A 17,899-nucleotide genomic window follows, 5' to 3' on the forward strand; every position below is an offset into this window, starting at 1 on the left:
CGCTGGGCTCGAAGCGTGAGCCCGAAGACTGAAGGTAGCGCCGGGAGGGCCCGGGTGTCATGTCCAATATCCGCTTTCGGACCTGTCAGTTTGGACCTGTCAGCTTCGCAGGGCTTCGGCGATCGCCTCGGCGACGGGTGTGGTGGGGCGTCCGATGAGCCGCGCCAGGTCGCCACTGGTCCCGGCGAGCAGCCCGCGCTCGATGGCCGCGTCCACGTCCACCAGGATCGCGGGCAGCGGTTCGGGCAGTCCCGCGCTGGTGAGGATGGCCTGGTGCTGCTCGGCGGGGACGTTCGCGTAGCTGATCTCCTGGCCGGACTGGCGGGCCACCTCGGCGGCGTACTCCGTGAAGCTCCAGGCCACGTCGCCGCTCAGCTCGTACGTGGTGTTCTCGTGGCCCTCGCCGGTCAGTACGGCGACCGCGGCGGCCGCGTAGTCGGCGCGCGCGGCGGAGGCCACTCGGCCCTCGCCCGCGCTCGCCACGACCGCGCCGTGCTCCAGGACCGGGGCGAGGTTCGCGGTGTAGTTCTCGTGGTACCAGCCGTTGCGCAGGAGGGCGTACGGCAGCCCGGAGTCGAGGATCGCCCGCTCGGTGACCTGGTGCTCGGCGGCGAGCTGGAAGTCGGCCGCCGGGCCGCCCAGGACGCTGGTGTACGCGAGCAGCGCGACGCCCGCCGCGCGCGCCGCGTCGATCACGGCCTGGTGCTGCGCGACGCGCTGGCCGATCTCGCTGCCGGAGATCAGCAGCACCCGGTCACCGGCGGCGAAGACACCGGCCAGCGTCTCGGGCGCGGAGTAGTCGGCGACCCGTACCTCGACACCGCGCGCCGTGAGGTCCGCGGCCTTCTCCTTGTCGCGGACGACGGCGGCGATCTGGTGGGCGGGGACCTGGGCGGCGAGCAGTCCGTCGATGACGAGACGGCCGAGGTGTCCGGTGGCACCGGTGATGACGAGGCTCATGCCTGAAACTCCCTGTTCTTCCTGTGCGAAGTGGTCTGCCACTTACCCTAGGAGCGGTACTCACTTCCCGTAAGTACCCACTTTGAAGTAAGGTACTGGTATGGAAGTTAGCTGGCAGCCGGGAATGAAGGCCGACGTCACCGACCCGATGTGCCCGTCGCGTGGCGTCCTGGAGCACGTCACCAGCCGCTGGGGGGTGCTGATCCTGCTCGCGCTGCGGGACCGCTCGTACCGCTTCAGCGAACTGCGCCGGACTGTCGGCGGCGTGAGCGAGAAGATGCTGGCCCAGACGCTCCAGACGCTGGAGCGCGACGGCTTCGTGCACCGTGACGCCAAACCGGTGATCCCGCCCCGCGTCGACTACTCGCTGACCGAACTCGGCCAGGAGGCGGCCCTGCACGTCCGGGAGCTGGCCTTGTGGACGGCGAAGCGCACGGAGACGGTGCTCGACGCCCGCAGCGCGTACGACGAAGCCCGGTCCTGAGCGCACTCAGGACCGGGCTTCGTGGGTACGGATCGCTCGGCTAGCCGACGACCGTCCAGGTGTCGCGTCCGGCGAGCAGGGCGGCCAGGTCGCCCTTGCCGTCTCTCTCGATCGCGGCGTCCAGCTGGTCGGACATCTGGGTGTCGTAGACCGGGCGGTCGACGCTGCGCAGCACCCCGATCGGGGTGTGGTGCAGGGTGTCCGGGTCCGCGAGGCGGGACAGCGCGAACGCCGTGGTCGGTGAGGCGGCGTGCGCGTCGTGGACCAGGATCTGCGACTGGTTGTCCTCGGTGACGGTGACGATCTTCAGGTCGCCGGTGAGGGAGTCGCGGATGACGCCCTTGGCGCTGTCGGTGCCGAAGACGATGGGCTTGCCGTGCTCCAGGCGGATCACGGCTTCCTGGGCCTGCTGCTTGTCCTTCAGCACCTCGAAGGCGCCGTCGTTGAAGATGTTGCAGTTCTGGTAGATCTCCACCAGCGCCGTGCCCGGGTGGGCGGCGGCCTGCCGCAGCACGCTGGTGAGGTGCTGGCGGTCGGAGTCGACCGTACGGGCCACGAATGAGGCCTCCGCGCCGATCGCCAGGGAGACCGGGTTGAAGGGCGCGTCCAGTGAGCCCATCGGGGTGGACTTGGTGATCTTGCCGACCTCGGAGGTCGGGGAGTACTGGCCCTTGGTGAGGCCGTAGATCCGGTTGTTGAAGAGGAGGATCTTCAGGTTCACATTGCGGCGCAGGGCGTGGATCAGGTGGTTGCCGCCGATCGACAGCGCGTCGCCGTCGCCGGTGACCACCCACACCGACAGGTCGCGGCGCGAGGAGGCCAGGCCGGTGGCGATGGCCGGGGCGCGGCCGTGGATGGAGTGCATCCCGTACGTGTCCATGTAGTACGGGAAGCGGCTGGAGCAGCCGATACCGGAGACGAAGACGATGTTCTCCTTGGCCAGTCCGAGCTCGGGCATGAAGCCCTGCACGGCGGCCAGCACCGCGTAGTCGCCGCAGCCGGGGCACCAGCGCACTTCCTGGTCGGACTTGAAGTCCTTCATGGACTGCTTGGCCTCGGCCTTCGGCACCAGCGAAAGCGCCTCGATCGTGCCCGTGCCTTCCGACATCGTCGCCTCAGTCATCGATGGCCTCCTTGAGTGCCGTGGCGAGCTGCTCGGCCTTGAACGGCATTCCGTTGACCTGGTTGAAACTCTGGGCGTCGACCAGGTACTTCGCGCGCAGCAGGGTGGCGAGCTGGCCGAGGTTCATCTCGGGCACCACTACCTTCTCGTAACGCCTGAGGACCTCTCCCAGATTCCGCGGGAAGGGGTTGAGGTGGCGCAGGTGTGCCTGGGCCACGCTCTGTCCCGCGGCGCGCAGCCGTCGTACGGCGGCGGTGATCGGGCCGTACGTGGAGCCCCAGCCCAGGACCAGCAGCTTGGCCTGGCCGTCGGCGTCGTCGACCTCCAGGTCCGGGACGTCGATGCCGTCGATCTTGGCCTGGCGGGTGCGGACCATCAGCTCGTGGTTGGCCGGGTCGTAGGAGATGTTGCCCGTGCCGTCCTGCTTCTCGATGCCGCCGATGCGGTGCTCGAGCCCTGGGGTGCCCGGCACGGCCCAGGGGCGGGCCAGGGTCTGCGGGTCGCGCTTGTACGGCCAGAAGACCTCGGTGCCGTCGGCGGCGGTGTGGTTGGGGCCCTGCGCGAACTGCACACGCAGGTCGGGCAGTTCGTCGACCTCGGGGATGCGCCACGGCTCGGAGCCGTTGGCCAGGTAGCCGTCGGAGAGCAGGAAGACCGGGGTGCGGTAGGTGACCGCGATCCGGGCCGCCTCCAGGGCCGCGTCGAAGCAGTCCACCGGCGTCTTCGGGGCGATCACCGGGACCGGCGCCTCGCCGTTGCGGCCGAACATGGCCTGGAGCAGGTCGGCCTGCTCGGTCTTGGTCGGCAGCCCGGTGGACGGGCCGCCACGCTGGATGTCCACGATCAGCAGCGGCAGCTCCAGGGAGACCGCCAGGCCGATGGTCTCGGACTTGAGCGCCACACCGGGACCCGAGGTCGTCGTCACGGCCAGCGAGCCACCGAACGCCGCTCCGAGCGCCGCGCCGATGCCCGCGATCTCGTCCTCGGCCTGGAAGGTCCGCACGCCGAAGTTCTTGTGCTTGCTCAGCTCGTGCAGGATGTCCGAGGCCGGCGTGATCGGGTACGAGCCCAGGTACAGCGGCAGATCCGCCTGCCGGCCCGCCGCGATCAGCCCGTACGACAGCGCGAGGTTCCCGGAGATGTTCCGGTACGTACCCGTGGGGAACGCCTTCGAGGCCGGGGCCACCTCGTAGGAGACGGCGAAGTCCTCGGTGGTCTCGCCGAAGTTCCAGCCAGCGCGGAACGCCGCGATGTTCGCCTCGGCGATGTCCGGCTTCTTGGCGAACTTCTGCTTCAGGAACGCCTCGGTGCCCTCGGTGGGCCGGTGGTACATCCACGACAGCAGACCGAGCGCGAACATGTTCTTCGAACGGCCCGCGTCCTTACGGGACAGCTCGAATTCCTTGAGCGCCTCGACGGTGAGGGTGGTCAGCGGCACCGGATGCACGCTGTAGCCATCCAGCGACCCGTCGTCCAGCGGACTGGCGTCGTAGCCGACCTTGGCCATCGCGCGCTTGGAGAACTCGTCCGTATTGACGATGATCTCCGCGCCGCGCGGCACATCGTCGATGTTCGCCTTGAGCGCGGCCGGGTTCATCGCCACCAGGACGTTGGGCGCGTCACCCGGGGTGAGGATGTCGTGGTCGGCGAAGTGCAGCTGAAACGACGACACGCCGGGCAGTGTCCCGGCTGGCGCCCGGATCTCGGCGGGGAAGTTCGGCAGCGTCGACAGGTCGTTACCGAATGACGCCGTCTCCGACGTGAAGCGGTCACCCGTGAGCTGCATCCCGTCACCCGAGTCACCCGCGAACCGGATGATCACCCGGTCCAGACGGCGCACCTCTTTGTCCCCGGACGGTTTGCGCTGCTCTCCGACGACAGTTCCGTCGGTCTGCTCGGATCGGCTGCTGACCTGGCTGGTCACTGATCTGGACCTCCCTCGAGGCTGCGGCACGGGAGGTAACGGCTGACCGGCCCTCCCAAGGCCACCCTACGTCTGTGAGGGGTGCCTTCCCGGGGTTGCTCGTATGGTGGATGCATCTTTGAGACGGTAAGTCGTACGGGTTCGGCACGGTTCATTCGTCTCCCACTGTCCCCCCACTGGGGCCGTGGCCCCCTCGTGACTCCCCGTCTGTAGTGACGATCCTCTTGCATAGTTTGGTTCTCTGACTACCGTTTTGCTCGATGCCTGGCGGAGCGTCGGCGTGCCGGAGTTGAGATCGGCGCGCTAGGAGTTGAGATCGGCGGGCTAGGAGTTGAGATACGTGAGGACCGCGAGAACACGGCGGTGATCGCCGTCGCTCTGCGAGAGCCCCAGTTTCAGGAAGATGTTCGAGACGTGCTTCTCGACGGCTCCGTCGCTCACCACGAGCTGCCGGGCGATCGCCGAGTTGGTCCGCCCCTCCGCCATCAGCCCCAGGACCTCCCGCTCGCGCGGGGTGAGCCCGGTCAGTACGTGCTGCTTACGGCTGCGGCCCAGGAGCTGCGCCACCACCTCCGGGTCCAGCGCGGTGCCGCCTTCGGCGACCCGCACCACGGCGTCGACGAACTCCCGCACCTCGGCGACCCGGTCCTTCAGCAGATAGCCGACCCCGTGACTGGACCCGGCCAGCAACTCGGTGGCGTACCGCTCCTCGACGTACTGCGAGAGCACCAGCACCCCGAGCCCCGGGTGGGCGCGGCGCAGCCGTACCGCGGCGCGCACCCCTTCGTCCGTATGGGTCGGTGGCATCCGTACGTCCGCCACGACGACGTCGGGCAGCGCGCCCTGGCCGTCCAGCTCCCCGATCGTCTTGAGTAGGGCCTCCGCGTCCCCGACCCCGGCGACCACCTCGTGCCCGCGGTCGGTCAGCAGCCGGGTCAGGCCCTCCCTGAGCAGCACTGAATCCTCGGCGATAACCACCCGCACGTTCGTGTACCCCCTTTTGCGGCTCATTCACCGCCGTTGGCCTCTCTGTATGTGTATACACGCACCAGAGGGCGCTGAGGTGGCGGTACGTGGTACTCCTCAGCCAGGGGTGTCGGTGCGTACCTCGGTGCGTACCTCGGTGAGTGCTTCGGCGAGCATGTCGGCAAATGCGGCGGGGTGTTCGGCGGCGCCGATGTGGCCGCCGGGGAAGTCCCGGTGCTTGGCACCGACCTGCTCGGCGAGGGCGACGGAGGGGCGGTACAGCCGCTGGCCGCGCGAGTCCCGGCCTCCGGCGGGTACCAGACGCTCGGCGGCGCCGACGGCCTGGAGCGCGGCGATATCCGGGGTGTAGGCGGTGAACTGGCGCAGGATGTGGTTCAGGAAGTACGGGAGTGTGTCGGCCATCCGGCTCACCGCCTCGGGCGAGAGCGGGGTGACGGGGGCGGGCGGTTGGTGGGTGGGGGCGTCGTCTTCGTTGCCCGCGGTGAACGCGGCTACCGCGGGCCCGAGCCCCTCCCGGTGGAAGGTCTCGACGATGCCCGCGAAGAACGCCCGATGCTCCGCGGCGTCGGGCAGGAGCTCGACCACCGGCGGCTCGTGTACGACGACCCGGCGCAGCCGCTCGGGATGCCTGGTCAGCAGGTCGAGCGCGGTGACGCCGCCCGCGCTGCCGCCGAAGACGTGTACGGTTCGCCGTCTGGCGCCAGCCGGTTGACCAGCCGGTACGCGTCGTCGCTGTGCACCTCGACCCGCTGGTCGGTGACCGGCCCCTCCAGCGGACTACGGGCCGCGCCGCGCGCGTCGTACGTGGCCACGGTGAAGCGGTCGGCGAGCGCCGCGCCAAGGTGGTCGAAGGCGCCGCTGTCGCCCGATCCGCCAGGGATCAGGAGCAGCAGGGGGCCGGTGCCACGTACCTCGTAGCGAAGGGTCGCGCCGGGTACGCGGAGGGAGTCAGTGATCGGTGGGTGCATGGCGTCACGCTAGGCAGGTGAGAAGAGGTGGCGCACCCGGTTTTGGTGGCGGCGCCCGGGTTGGGACGGTCTTGGGGCGGTCTGTGGTCAGCGGCGCCAGGGGAGTTCTGCCGTGACCGCTGTCGGGCCGCCCTGGGGGGAGTCCACTACGAGGATGCCGTCGACCGCGTCCAGGCGCTCCGCGAGACCCGCCAGGCCGGAGCCGCTGGCGGTGTCGGCGCCGCCCGTGCCGTCGTCGGTGACCTGGATCATCAGCCGGTCCTCGGCCTGCCACACGTCGACCATGGCGTGGGTCGCCCCGCTGTGCTTGCTGATGTTCTGCAGCAGTTCGGAGACGGTGAAGTACGCGATGCCCTCGATGGCGGCCGCGGGCCGGTAGGGCAGGTCGACCTCGACCTGGACCGGAACCGTGCAGCGCGAGGCGACCGAGGAGAGCGCGGCGTCCAGGCCGCGGTCGGTCAGGACCGCCGGGTGGATGCCGCGGGCCAGGTCGCGTAGCTCCTGGAGCGCCGTCTTCACCTCGCCGTGTGCCTCGTCGACCATGCGGGCCGCGGTCTGCGGGTCCTCGCGCAGCTTCTCCTTGGCGAGGCCCAGGTCCATGGCGAGGTTGACCAGCCGGGCCTGCGCGCCGTCGTGCAGATCGCGTTCGATACGGCGCAGGTCGGCGGCCGCCGTGTCCACGACGACGCCCCGGTCCGACTCCAGCTCGACCACCCTGCTGGCCAGCCGCGAGGGCGCGAGCAGCCCGGTCACCATCACCCGGTCCACCATCGTCATGGCCCGGATCAGCCAGGGCGTCGCCATGGTGATCAGCAGCCCGGCCAGCGCGGTGAGCCCGATCTCGATGGGCGAGTCCAGGTAGAAGGTGTGCGTGTCGTCGCCGTACAGCTGGATGCCGCCCTGACCGGCGTACATCGGGAAGACCCACTGCCACAGCGGGTACGTGAGCAGGGTCCAGCCGGTCGTCCAGAACGTCACCGCCACCGAGAAGCCGAACACCGCCCACGGGAGGTGCAGCAGCGCGTACAGCACGTTCCGCCAGGACGTGCCGCTCTTGAGGACCGCGCCCATCCATCCCATCGGGCTGTTCTGCTTCGGCCGCAGTGGCGGCGGCTCGGCGATGTCCAGGCGCAGCAGACCGCGGGCCCGGGTCCGCTCCAGCACCGCGAGCCCGCGGCAGCCCGCCAGGGCGGCGGCGAGTACCGGGACGCCGATGAAGGTGACGAGCAGGCCGGCGCCGAGCGAGACCATCGTCACCGCGAAGGTGAACGTGATGACGCTGATCGGGAGGCTCAGCAGCAGATAGCCGAACTCGCGCCAGGTCCTCGCCTCGATCGGCGCGCGCAGCGCGGGCGGCAGGAAGTGCTCGCGCTCGTCGGTGGCTTCGGGCCGGAACTGCGGCCGGGGCTGAGATCCGTACTCCGTGGCCATCGGTGTCGTCCGTTTCTGCTCGGTGGTGCCCGCGTGGTGCGTACTGGGGTTCCGCGTACTGGCGTTCTGCGTTCTGCGTACCGGGGGTTCCGCGTAACTCCCAGGCTGCTAGGTCGCGCGGGCCCGCACCATGCGGTTCGTCTCCCTCTTGGCCCGGGGGTTTTCCCTACCTACGCGTCTACACGTCTACGCGGTGAGGCGGTCCCGCCACGGGAGTTCGGCGGTGACCAGCGTCGGCCCACCCGTCGGCGACTCGACGGCGAACAGCCCGTCGACCGCGCCGAGCCGGTCCGCGAGGCCCGCCATCCCCGAACCCCCGTCGAGCCGGGCACCACCGCGCCCGTCGTCCTCGACCTGGATCAACAGCCGGTCCCCGGCCCGCCACACATCGACGGACGCCTGGCGCGCCCCGCTGTGCTTGCTGATGTTCTGCAGCAGTTCGGAGACGGTGAAGTACGCGATGCCCTCGATGGCGGCCGCGGGCCGGGACGACAGGTCGACCGTCACCTTCACCGGAACCGTGCAGCGCGAGGCGACCGAGGAGAGCGCGGCGTCCAGACCGCGGTCGGTCAGGACCGCCGGGTGGATGCCGCGGGCCAGGTCACGTAGCTCCTGGAGCGCCAGCTTCACCTCGCCGTGCGCCTCGTCCACCATCGAGGCCACAGCGTCATCGGCCTGCCCCTCCAGGAGCTTCTCCTTGGCCATGCCAAGACCCATCGCGAGGTTGACCAGCCGGGCCTGCGCGCCGTCGTGCAGATCGCGTTCGATACGGCGCAGGTCGGCGGCCGCCGTGTCCACCACGACCCCTCGGTCCGACTCCAGTTCGGCGATGCGCCGTTCCAGTTCGTCGGACGGCGAGAGCAGCCCGCGCACCATCATCCGGTCGGCGTTCGTCAAGAGCCGCGCGATGTACGGCAGCACGGGCCACAGGACGAAGAGTGAGACGAGCGTGACGGTGAAGGTGAGGACGGACCAGGGCAGCCGGATGAAGTCGTACAGCAACGTGCGCCAGCCCACCGGGTCCTTCAGACTCGACCACAGCCGACCGAGGTACCCCTCGTCCCGCACCGTCGGCAGCGGGCTCGGCTCCTCGATCCGCAGCCTGAGCAGCTTCCTGGCCCGGAACCTCTCGGCCCGGCCCAGTTGCCGCGCCCCGACCAGTCCCAGGGCGAGCAGCGGCAGCCCGACGACGGTCACCGAGAGGGACCCACCGGCGAACACCACGGTCGTCACGTACAGGAACCCGACGAGCGCGATCGGCAGGTTGAGCAGCAGATGCGCGATCTCCCGCCAGGCCTGGGGCTCGTACGCGAAGCGGGCGGGCGGTAGCGGGTCGTCGCCACGCTCAGGGGTCAGTGCTGGGGTCATACGGGTCAGCCTGCCGGGTCGGGCGGTTGTGCGCCATGAGGTACACCGCCGGGGAGGAACTGGGGAAAACCCCACCTCATGCGTGACAGCCTGCTTACTCCGTCAAGAGCAGGCCCTAGACTCCCGTGCGTACAGATCGTCGAACAGCGCCACACACCGGGCCACGGGATCAACGGGATCAAGGGAGTGAGGGGCCAGCGTGCCGGAACCAGCCGTTCTCGGGGCGGACTACTTCCAAAGTTACTCGGTGGTCGGACTGCTCGCCGTCGTCGGCGTGCTCTTCGTCGCCGTCGCGTTCAGCGCGGGGCATCTGCTGCGGCCGGTCGTGCCGACGCGGGAGAAAATGCTCACGTACGAGTGCGGGGTCGACCCGGTCGGCGAGGGCTGGGCGCACACGCAGGTGCGCTACTACGTCTATGCCTTCCTGTACGTGATCTTCGCCGTGGACTCGATCTTCCTGTTCCCCTGGGCGACGGTGTTCGCCGCCGCCGGGTACGGCGCGACGACGCTGGTGGAGATGTTCATCTTCCTCGGCTTCCTCGTCATTGGTCTGCTCTATGCCTGGAAGAAGGGGGTCCTCGCGTGGACGTGACGCGTGCGACGGATGTGTCCATCGAGTCCAAGCCGAGGCTTGGCGCGTTGGCACGGCTCGCTCCCGAGCCGATGAAGGTGGTGCTCAACTGGGGCCGCCGCTACAGCCTGTGGGTCTTCAACTTCGGACTCGCCTGCTGTGCCATCGAGTTCATCGCCGCGTCGATGGCCCGCCACGACTTCATCCGGCTCGGTGTCATTCCCTTCGCGCCGGGGCCCCGGCAGGCCGACCTGATGGTGGTGTCCGGGACGGTCACCGACAAGATGGCCCCGGCCGTGAAGCGGCTCTACGAGCAGATGCCCGAGCCGAAGTACGTCATCTCCTTCGGCGCGTGCAGCAACTGCGGCGGCCCGTACTGGGACTCGTACTCGGTGACCAAGGGCGTCGACCAGATCATCCCGGTCGATGTGTACGTACCCGGCTGCCCGCCGCGCCCGGAGGCACTGCTGCAGGGCATCCTCAAGCTCCAGGAGAAGATCGCGCGCGAGTCGCTGGGCGAGCGGTACGGCGCGGTGGGGCGGCCGTCGACCGCGGCGCTGCGGAGCGGCCTGGTGAAGCCGCCGTCGGCGGAAGGCGGCGACCGGTGACGAACTGGCTCCCGCGCCCGGTCACGGAACTCTTCGGCGAGGAGGCGACGGTCGAGGACGCGTACGACCTGCTCACCGTCGACGTGCCCGCCGCCAGCTGGACGGAGGCGCTGCTGACCGCCCGCGCCGACCTCGGCTGCTCCTTCTTCGACTGGCTCAGTGCCGTGGACGAGCCCGGCACCGGCTTCCGGGTCTCGGCCCATGTGGTGGCGCTGCATCCGGTACGCCGCCTGCTCCTGCGTACGACGGTCCCGCACTCCGCGCCGGTGCTGGCCTCCGCCGTCGGGGTGTACGCGGGCGCGGCCTGGCACGAGCGGGAGACGCACGAGATGTTCGGCGTGGACTTCACGGGCCACCCTGGACTCACCCCGCTCCTCCTCCCCGACGGCTTCGAAGGCCACCCGCTGCGCAAGGACTTCGTCCTCGCGGCCCGCGTCGCGAAGGCCTGGCCCGGCGCGAAGGAACCGGGCGAGTCCGAGCACGGCGGCCCCAAGCGCCGCCAGATGCTGCCGCCTGGCGTCCCTGACCCCAACGACTGGGGCCCCCAGAAGGGCCAACTCCCTCCGGCCCCGGCCCGTCCGGCCCGTGGCGCCGCCCGCGCCACACCCCCGGGCGACCGCCCAGCCCGCCGCACCCGCACAGCAGGCGAGGGCTCAGCGAGCCAGACCAGTGGTGAAGCCCCTCGTCGTACCCGCACCGCGGCCGAGGGCTCAGCGAGCCAGGCTGACGCGCCCGCCACGCCCAGCTTGGGCACGGCGCCGCCCGAGGGCGCCCCCGGCCAGGCGACCGGCGCCGCCCCACGGGCCCCGCGTCGTACCCGCAGCGCCGCCGAAGGCTCGGCGAGCCAGTCGGACGCGGCGAAGGGCGACTCCGAGCCCCAGGCCGCCGCCGCGTCCAGCGAAGCCGAAGCCGAAGCCGGCGCGTCGGCGGCACCCGAGTCCCGCGACGCTTCCGCGCCCCCGGCCGCCGAGTCCGGCGACGCCCCGGCGCCCGGGGCGACCGCCGAGCCCGCCCCGCCCCGCGCCGCCCCGCGTCGCCCCCGTGGCTCCGACGCGCCCTGGCACCACGCCCGTCCGGCCTTCGCCGACCAGGAGGACGAGGCGGCGCCGCCCGCGCAGGCCGACGCCGCCGAAGCCGAGGCCACGAACGACGCCGACGTCGCGCCTCCGGACCCCGCCGAACCCCGCACCCCCCGGCCACCCAAGGCCAGTACCGACGACGAGACCGGGACTGACGAGCCCGGCCCCGACGGGCCGCGGCCCGACAACTCCGCCGGAGGAACCCCCGCATGAACGACGTACTCGACGTCGCCCTGCGACTCCTCGTCGTCCTCGCCGTCTTTCTGGTCCTCCCGCTCGTCGTCGGCCAGACCGAGCACAAGGTGATGGCCCACATGCAGGGCCGCCTCGGCCCGATGTACGCGGGTGGCTTCCACGGCTGGGCCCAGCTCATCGCCGACGGCGTCAAGTTCGCCCAGAAGGAAGACGTCGTCCCGGCCAACGCCGACCGCCGTATCTTCCAGCTGGCCCCGGCCGTCGCCCTCATCCCGTACCTCATCGTCATCGTGGCCATCCCGATCGGCCCCGGCGAAGGCGCGGTCGGCACGGTCGTCGACGCGGGCATCTTCTTCGTCCTCGCCGTCATGGGCGCGGGCGTACTCGGCTCGCTGATGGCCGGTTGGGCCTCCGCCAACAAGTTCTCCCTCCTCGGCGGCCTCCGTACCGCCGCCCAGCTCCTGTCGTACGAGCTGCCGATGCTGCTCGCCGCCGCCTCCGTCGCGATGGCCGCGGGCACCGTCTCGCTCGTCGGCATCCTCGACGCCTTCGAGTGGTGGTGGCTGCCCTGGCAGATCATCGGCGCCTTCGTCTTCTTCGTCGCCGGTCTCGCTGAGCTGCAACGGCCGCCCTTCGACATGCCGATCGCCGACTCGGAGATCATCTTCGGCGCGTACACCGAGTACACCGGCCTCCGCTTCGCCCTCTTCCTGCTCGCCGAGTACGCCGGAATCGTCATCCTCTGCGGTCTCACCACCGTCCTCTTCCTCGGCGGCTGGCACGGCCCCTGGGGCGCCGACGGTCTCGGCTGGGTGTGGACCCTGCTCAAGACGGCCGTGCTCGCCTTCGTGATCATCTGGCTGCGCGTCACCACCCCGCGACTGCGCGAAGACCAGCTCCAGAAGCTCGCCTGGACGACCCTCGTCCCGCTCGCCCTCGCCCAGATCGCCCTCACCGGCATCGTCAAGGTGGTGATCCAGTAGTGCCCCCCATCCCCGGCAGCGGCCTGGCCAAGGGCCTCGCCGTCACCCTCAGGACGATGACGAAGAAGACCGTCACCGCCCAGTACCCGGACGTCCAGCCGGACCTCCCGCCCCGCACCCGCGGCGTCATCGGGCTGTTCGAGGAGAACTGCACGGTGTGCATGCTGTGCGCCCGCGAGTGCCCCGACTGGTGCATCTACATCGACTCCCACAAGGAGACGGTGCCGCCCGCCGCACCCGGCGGCCGCGAGCGCAGCCGCAACGTCCTGGACCGCTTCGCGATCGACTTCTCGCTCTGTATGTACTGCGGTATCTGCATTGAGGTCTGTCCCTTCGACGCGCTGTTCTGGTCCCCGGAGTTCGAGTACGCGGAGACCGACATCCACGAGCTCACCCACGAGCGCGACAAGCTCCGCGAGTGGATGTGGACGGTGCCCGCACCGCCCGCCCTCGACCCCGGCGCCGAGGAACCAAAGGAGATCGCCGCCGCCCGCAAGGCCGCCGACAAGCTGGCGGCGCAGCAGCGGCAGGAGGGCCAGGAGTGACCCTCGCTGCGACCGCACCCCAGGGCTTCCTCTCCCCGACCGGCGTCGAGATCGTCTTCCTGCTCGTCGGCGTGGTCACGCTCGGCGCGGCGCTCATCACCGTCACCAGCAAGCAGCTGGTGCACGCCGCGCTGTGGCTGGTCGTCACGCTCGGCGGGGTCGCCGTCGAATACCTCCTCCTCACAGCCGAGTTCATCGCCTGGATGCAGGTCCTGATCTACGTCGGTTCCGTCGTGGTCCTCCTCCTCTTCGGACTGATGCTCACCAAGGCGCCCATCGGCCCCTCCCCGGACGCCGACTCCGGCAACCGCTGGGCCGCGCTCGCGGTCGCCGGGGGCGCCGCGGCCGCCCTGGTCTGGGTCGTGGTGGACGCCTTCCGTACGCAGTGGATCGACCTGGACACCGCCCAGGGCTCGACCGGGGATGTCGGCGCGATCCTCTTCCGGCACTGGGTGCTGCCCTTCGAGGCACTGTCCGTCCTCCTGCTCGCCGCCCTCGTCGGCGCGATCGTCCTCTCCCGCAAGAACGGCACCACCAACGAGGAGAGCAGACAAGGCAGCCAAGCCAGGGAAGCCAGCGAAGGCAGAAGAGAAGAGGGGAAGAGCTGATGCATCTCGCCTACCCCGCCGTACTCGCCGCCCTCCTCTTCTGCGTCGGGCTGTACGGCGTACTGGCCCGGCGCAACGCGATCCTGGTCCTGATGTCCGTCGAGCTGATGCTCAACGCGGTCAACCTCAACCTGGTCGCCTTCGACGTCTGGCTGCGGGACAGCCTCCACGCGGGCCAGGCGCTCACCCTCTTCACCATCGCCATCGCCGCCGCCGAGATCGGCATCGGCCTGGCGATCGTGCTGATGGTCTACCGCAACCGAGGCACCTCCGACGTCGACCGCCTCCGCGACACGGCGGAGGGCCCTGACGACGACACCGACGACGCCGACGACACCGACGAAGCAGCCGCCGCGGCGAAGAAGGCTGAGGCCACCGCGTGACCACCACGACCCTCGCCGTACTCGTCCCCCTTCTGCCGTTCCTGGGCGCCGTCACCGGCTTGCTCGTCGGCCGCAAGGCCCCCGGTTTCGTACGCCCCCTCGCCGTACTGCCAGCCCTGACGTCGATGGTGCTGGCCGTGCTGGTCGCCGTCCGCCAGGGCGGAGGAACCGGAGACGGCACAGCACCGCTGGACGCGGCCACCGAACTCACTCCCACCGGTTCGATCCCCATCGAACTGGCCCTGCACATCGACGGCTTCGCCGCACTGGTCGCCGTCCTGGTCGGCGTCGTCGCGTCCTGTGTGCAGATCTACTCGACGGGTTATCTGCGCGACGACCCGCGCTATCCCTCGTACGCCGCTCTGGTCTCGCTCTTCACCTCCGCGATGCTGCTCGTCGTCTACTCCGGCGATCTGATGGTGCTGCTGGTCGGCTGGGAGGTCATGGGCATCTGCTCGTACTTCCTGGTCGGCCACTACTGGGAGACCCCCGAGGCCCGTGCCGCCTCGCTCAAGGCCTTCCTGGTCACCAAGCTGGGCGATGTCCCCTTTCTGATCGGCCTGTTCGCGCTCGCCACCGACGCTGGTTCGTTCCGGATCACCACCATCCTGGACACCGTCGCGGCGGGCGGCCTCGACCATCCGACCCTGATCGCCCTCCTCCTGCTCGCGGGCGTCGCGGGCAAGTCGGCGCAGTTCCCGCTGCACACCTGGCTGCCGGACGCGATGGCGGGCCCGACGCCCGTCTCCGCCCTCATCCACGCCGCGACGATGGTCGCCGCCGGTGTCTACTTCGTGGCCCGGCTCCTTCCCGTCTTCGCGGCCTCGGCGGCCGCGCTGGTCGTCCTCGCCGTGATGGCCGCCGTCACGATGGTTGGCTCCGCCCTCGCGGCCCTCGCCCAGGACGACATCAAGCGCGTACTGGCCTACTCGACCGTCGGTCAGCTCGGCTATATGACCGGCGCCCTCGCCGTCGGCGACCGTGGCGCCGCCGTCTTCCACCTCCTGTCGCACGGCGCCTTCAAGGCGCTCCTCTTCCTCGCCGCCGGCGTGATCATCCACGCCGCGGGTACCAACTCCCTGGCCGCCATGTCCCGCATGCGGGGCCTGCGCCACCGGGTGCCCGACGCCTACTGGACGATGACCGTGGCGCTGCTCGCGCTCGCCGCGGTCCCGCCGTTCAGCGGCTTCTTCTCCAAGGAGGCCGTGCTCGGTGCCGCCGAGCACGCGGCCACCGGGCACGCGGCCGCCGTCCCCGGCACCGCGGGCTGGCTCGTCCTCGTCGCCGGACTGGCCTCGGCCCTGCTCACCGCCGCCTACGCGATGCGCCTGTGGCTGCTCGCCTTCAACGGCAGCGGGGCCGACGCCCCCGACCACGGCAGGCAGCCCGTCGCCATGAACGCCGTGCTCTGGGTGCTCGCCGTCCCCTCGCTCGCCTTCGGCCTGAGCGTGGGGACGCTGCCCGACTGGTTCGACGGCGACTCGCTCGCCCCGACCCTCACCACCTCCATCCTCGGCACTGGCCTCGCCCTCGTCGGCGGCGTCGTCACCTACGGCGCCTGGCGGCACACCACAGCCCTTGCCGCCCAAGTCCCCCTGGGCGCGGTGGCGGCGCACCCCGACGCCACCCCCGCGGTCTCGGAGTCCGAGGCGATCTCCACGCACGCCCCGGCATACGGTTCGGTCGCAGCCGCCCACGACCCCGCCGACCCAGGACGCCTTATGCTCGGCCCGCTGCACCGCCACGCCGCCACCGGCTTCCAGCTGGACGCCGTGTACGCCGCCCTGTTCGTCCGCCCCGTGCGCGGGGCAGCGACGCTGGTCAGGTTCCTCGACCGCGAGGTCGTCGAGACCTACGTACGCGGCGTCGGAGCCACCCCCCGGTGGCTCGGCACAGCCGCCCGCCGTGCCCAGACCGGCAATGTGCAGACCTACTTGAGCGTCTTGCTCGCCGGCTCCGTCGTGCTGGCCGTCGCCGTCGTCCTCGTCGCAGCGGGAGCCTGAGCCGTGATCGATATCAACGACACCGTCATGCAGTTCCTCCTCCTCTTCGTGGTGGTCGCGCCGCTGGTTGGTGCGGCAGCGGCGCTGCTGCCCGCCCCGCCCGGGCTGAAGGGCACCTCACCCGACCAGGCCGTACTCCGGCACGGCGTGACCGTCACCGGCGCCGTCCTCGCGGCGGCCCTCGTCCTCGCCGCGGGCTTCGACCACGGCGAACCGGCGCGGATGCAGGCCACAACGGACATCAGCTGGATTCCGGCCCTGGGCATCCGGCTTCACTTCGGTATCGACGGTATCTCGCTCCCCCTCGTCGTCCTGACCGCGCTGCTGACCTTCCTCTGCGCGCTCTACAGCTACTTCAAACAGCAACATCAGCGGCTGGCGCCGCGGGCAACGGGCTCGTCTCCCAAGGCATTCGTCGCGCTGCTGCTGGTCCTCGAGTCCGGCACCCTCGCGACCTTCGCCGTACTCGACCTGCTGCTGTTCTTCCTGGCGTTCGAGATGGTGCTCATCCCGATGTACTTCCTGATCGCCCGCTGGGGTGGTGGCCAACGTGCGGAGGCCGCCTGGAAGTTCATCCTCTACACGCTGCTCGGCTCGGTCGTCATGCTGCTGGGCCTCCTCCTGATCGGTCTGAACTCCGGCACATTCGACATGGTGGCACTCGCCACTGACAATGGCCGGGGCCTCACCACATCCGTGCAGGTCATCGCCGTTCTGGCGGTCGGCATCGGGCTGGCCGTGAAGACCCCGATGTGGCCGCTGCACAGCTGGCTGCCGGACGCGCACACCGCCGCGCCCACCGTCGGCTCGGTCCTCCTCGCCGGGGTCCTGCTCAAGATGGGCACCTACGGGTTCGTGCGCATCCTGCTCCCCATCGCCCCGGACGGCATGCGGACCTTCGCGCCTTACCTCGCCGCCTTCGCGGTCGTCGGCATCATCTACGGGTCCCTCGCCTGCCTGGCGTTGGCGCGGCAGGGCGCCAAGGGCGACCTCAAGCGCCTCATCGCGTACTCGTCCGTCGGCCACATGGGCTTCGTCCTCCTCGGCATCGCCAGCATGACCCCGACCGGAGTCAACGGCGCGCTCTTCGCCAACATCGCCCACGGCCTCATCACCGGCCTGCTCTTCTTCCTGGTCGGCGCCTTGAAGGACCGCACCGGAACCACCGACCTGGACACGCTCGCCCGCCACAGCGGTGCCGCGCTCTACGGCCGCGCCCCGCGCTTCGGCGGCCTCCTCGCCTTCGGCGCCGTCGCCTCACTCGGACTGCCCGGACTCGCCGGATTCTGGGGCGAGATGCTCGCGCTGTTCGGTGCCTTCAACCCCGCCGACGGCCTCAACCGCTCCGCCTTCCTCACCTTCGTGGCGATCGGCGGCTTCGGCACGCTGCTCACCGCCGCGTATCTGCTGGTCGTGGTCCGCCGCGTCTGCATGGGACCGCGCCCCGAACCCGACCTGCCGCAACTCGCCGACGTGCAGCGCTACGAGTTCGCCGCCTGGACCCCGCTCGTCGCCCTCACCGTCCTCGCCGGACTCTGGCCCGCGCTGCTGCTCGGCCTCACCGACCCGGCCGTGCAGAAGCTCCTCGCAGGAGGCAAGGGATGATCGCGCAAGGCACGATCGCGCAGGACATGACAGCCCAGGGCATGACAGCGCAGGGCTCCGCAGCACGGGTCTCC

Annotated in this window: 18 protein-coding genes; 10 read left to right on the top strand and 8 right to left on the bottom strand. The window is 70.4% G+C overall.

Features of this window, described 5'->3' with window-relative positions:
* Positions 1-99 precede the first annotated feature (99 nt).
* Entirely contained in the window at positions 100-960 is an 861-nt protein-coding gene (locus tag GCN81_RS22430) for an SDR family oxidoreductase (protein ID WP_156726462.1), read from the bottom strand.
* A gap of 100 nt (positions 961-1,060) precedes the next feature.
* On the opposite strand from GCN81_RS22430, the gene GCN81_RS22435 reads away from it, so the two are divergent.
* The gene (locus GCN81_RS22435) at positions 1,061-1,444 is read left to right on the top strand and encodes a winged helix-turn-helix transcriptional regulator (RefSeq protein WP_231626911.1); all 384 of its coding nucleotides are present in this window, start codon (positions 1,061-1,063) and stop codon (positions 1,442-1,444) included.
* Positions 1,445-1,484: 40 nt separating this feature from the next.
* Here the strand turns inward: GCN81_RS22435 and GCN81_RS22440 are convergent, their stop codons facing one another.
* From GCN81_RS22440 to GCN81_RS22465, 7 genes are all read right to left on the bottom strand, one after another.
* Complete coding sequence (locus GCN81_RS22440) at positions 1,485-2,567, bottom strand: 2-oxoacid:ferredoxin oxidoreductase subunit beta (RefSeq protein ID WP_156726463.1); 1,083 nt, start codon at positions 2,565-2,567, stop codon at positions 1,485-1,487.
* Entirely contained in the window at positions 2,560-4,491 is a 1,932-nt protein-coding gene (locus GCN81_RS22445) for a 2-oxoacid:acceptor oxidoreductase subunit alpha (protein ID WP_156726464.1), read from the bottom strand. The genes GCN81_RS22440 and GCN81_RS22445 overlap by 8 nt, the downstream gene beginning before the upstream one ends.
* A 324-nt stretch (positions 4,492-4,815) precedes the next feature.
* Positions 4,816-5,475, bottom strand: a complete 660-nt coding sequence (locus GCN81_RS22450; protein WP_231626912.1) for a LuxR C-terminal-related transcriptional regulator — start codon at positions 5,473-5,475, stop codon at positions 4,816-4,818.
* 99 nt (positions 5,476-5,574) lie between these two features.
* On the bottom strand, positions 5,575-6,063 hold the full coding sequence (locus tag GCN81_RS32890) for a hypothetical protein (RefSeq protein WP_325065126.1): 489 nt from the start codon (positions 6,061-6,063) through the stop codon (positions 5,575-5,577).
* A gap of 47 nt (positions 6,064-6,110) precedes the next feature.
* The gene (locus GCN81_RS32895) at positions 6,111-6,446 is read right to left on the bottom strand and encodes an alpha/beta fold hydrolase (RefSeq protein WP_325065127.1); all 336 of its coding nucleotides are present in this window, start codon (positions 6,444-6,446) and stop codon (positions 6,111-6,113) included.
* Between the two features lie 87 nt (positions 6,447-6,533).
* Positions 6,534-7,877 carry a sensor histidine kinase gene (locus tag GCN81_RS22460; RefSeq protein ID WP_156726466.1) on the bottom strand — a complete coding sequence of 448 codons (1,344 nt, stop codon included), beginning with the start codon at positions 7,875-7,877 and terminating at the stop codon, positions 6,534-6,536.
* A gap of 186 nt (positions 7,878-8,063) precedes the next feature.
* Entirely contained in the window at positions 8,064-9,245 is a 1,182-nt protein-coding gene (locus tag GCN81_RS22465; RefSeq protein ID WP_156726467.1) for a sensor histidine kinase, read from the bottom strand.
* Positions 9,246-9,444: 199 nt separating this feature from the next.
* Here GCN81_RS22465 and GCN81_RS22470 point away from each other — a divergent pair, with 199 nt between their 5' ends.
* From GCN81_RS22470 to GCN81_RS22510, 9 genes are all read left to right on the top strand, one after another.
* Positions 9,445-9,837 carry an NADH-quinone oxidoreductase subunit A gene (locus GCN81_RS22470; RefSeq protein ID WP_156726468.1) on the top strand — a complete coding sequence of 131 codons (393 nt, stop codon included), beginning with the start codon at positions 9,445-9,447 and terminating at the stop codon, positions 9,835-9,837.
* Positions 9,838-9,908: 71 nt separating this feature from the next.
* Positions 9,909-10,424, top strand: a complete 516-nt coding sequence (locus tag GCN81_RS22475; RefSeq protein WP_456115053.1) for an NADH-quinone oxidoreductase subunit B — start codon at positions 9,909-9,911, stop codon at positions 10,422-10,424.
* Positions 10,421-11,716 (top strand): NADH-quinone oxidoreductase subunit C, encoded by a 1,296-nt coding sequence (locus tag GCN81_RS22480; RefSeq protein WP_156726470.1) that lies wholly within the window; start codon positions 10,421-10,423, stop codon positions 11,714-11,716. Before GCN81_RS22475 ends, GCN81_RS22480 begins: the two co-directional genes overlap by 4 nt.
* Positions 11,713-12,681, top strand: coding sequence for a complex I subunit 1/NuoH family protein (locus GCN81_RS22485; RefSeq protein ID WP_156726471.1), 969 nt, complete (start codon positions 11,713-11,715; stop codon positions 12,679-12,681). Before GCN81_RS22480 ends, GCN81_RS22485 begins: the two co-directional genes overlap by 4 nt.
* Positions 12,681-13,226: a NuoI/complex I 23 kDa subunit family protein gene (locus tag GCN81_RS22490; RefSeq protein WP_156726472.1), complete on the top strand. Its 546-nt coding sequence runs from the start codon at positions 12,681-12,683 to the stop codon at positions 13,224-13,226. Before GCN81_RS22485 ends, GCN81_RS22490 begins: the two co-directional genes overlap by 1 nt.
* The gene (locus tag GCN81_RS22495; RefSeq protein ID WP_156726473.1) at positions 13,223-13,834 is read left to right on the top strand and encodes an NADH-quinone oxidoreductase subunit J family protein; all 612 of its coding nucleotides are present in this window, start codon (positions 13,223-13,225) and stop codon (positions 13,832-13,834) included. The genes GCN81_RS22490 and GCN81_RS22495 overlap by 4 nt, the downstream gene beginning before the upstream one ends.
* The gene (gene nuoK, locus GCN81_RS22500) at positions 13,834-14,217 is read left to right on the top strand and encodes an NADH-quinone oxidoreductase subunit NuoK (protein ID WP_156726474.1); all 384 of its coding nucleotides are present in this window, start codon (positions 13,834-13,836) and stop codon (positions 14,215-14,217) included. The genes GCN81_RS22495 and nuoK overlap by 1 nt, the downstream gene beginning before the upstream one ends.
* Positions 14,214-16,220, top strand: a complete 2,007-nt coding sequence (locus GCN81_RS22505) for an NADH-quinone oxidoreductase subunit 5 family protein (RefSeq protein ID WP_156726475.1) — start codon at positions 14,214-14,216, stop codon at positions 16,218-16,220. The genes nuoK and GCN81_RS22505 overlap by 4 nt, the downstream gene beginning before the upstream one ends.
* 3 nt (positions 16,221-16,223) lie before the next feature.
* Complete coding sequence (locus tag GCN81_RS22510; RefSeq protein WP_156726476.1) at positions 16,224-17,825, top strand: complex I subunit 4 family protein; 1,602 nt, start codon at positions 16,224-16,226, stop codon at positions 17,823-17,825.
* Positions 17,826-17,899: the final 74 nt, after the last annotated feature.

It is taken from the genome of Streptomyces apocyni (assembly GCF_009739465.1).
Classification (GTDB): domain Bacteria; phylum Actinomycetota; class Actinomycetes; order Streptomycetales; family Streptomycetaceae; genus Streptomyces; species Streptomyces apocyni.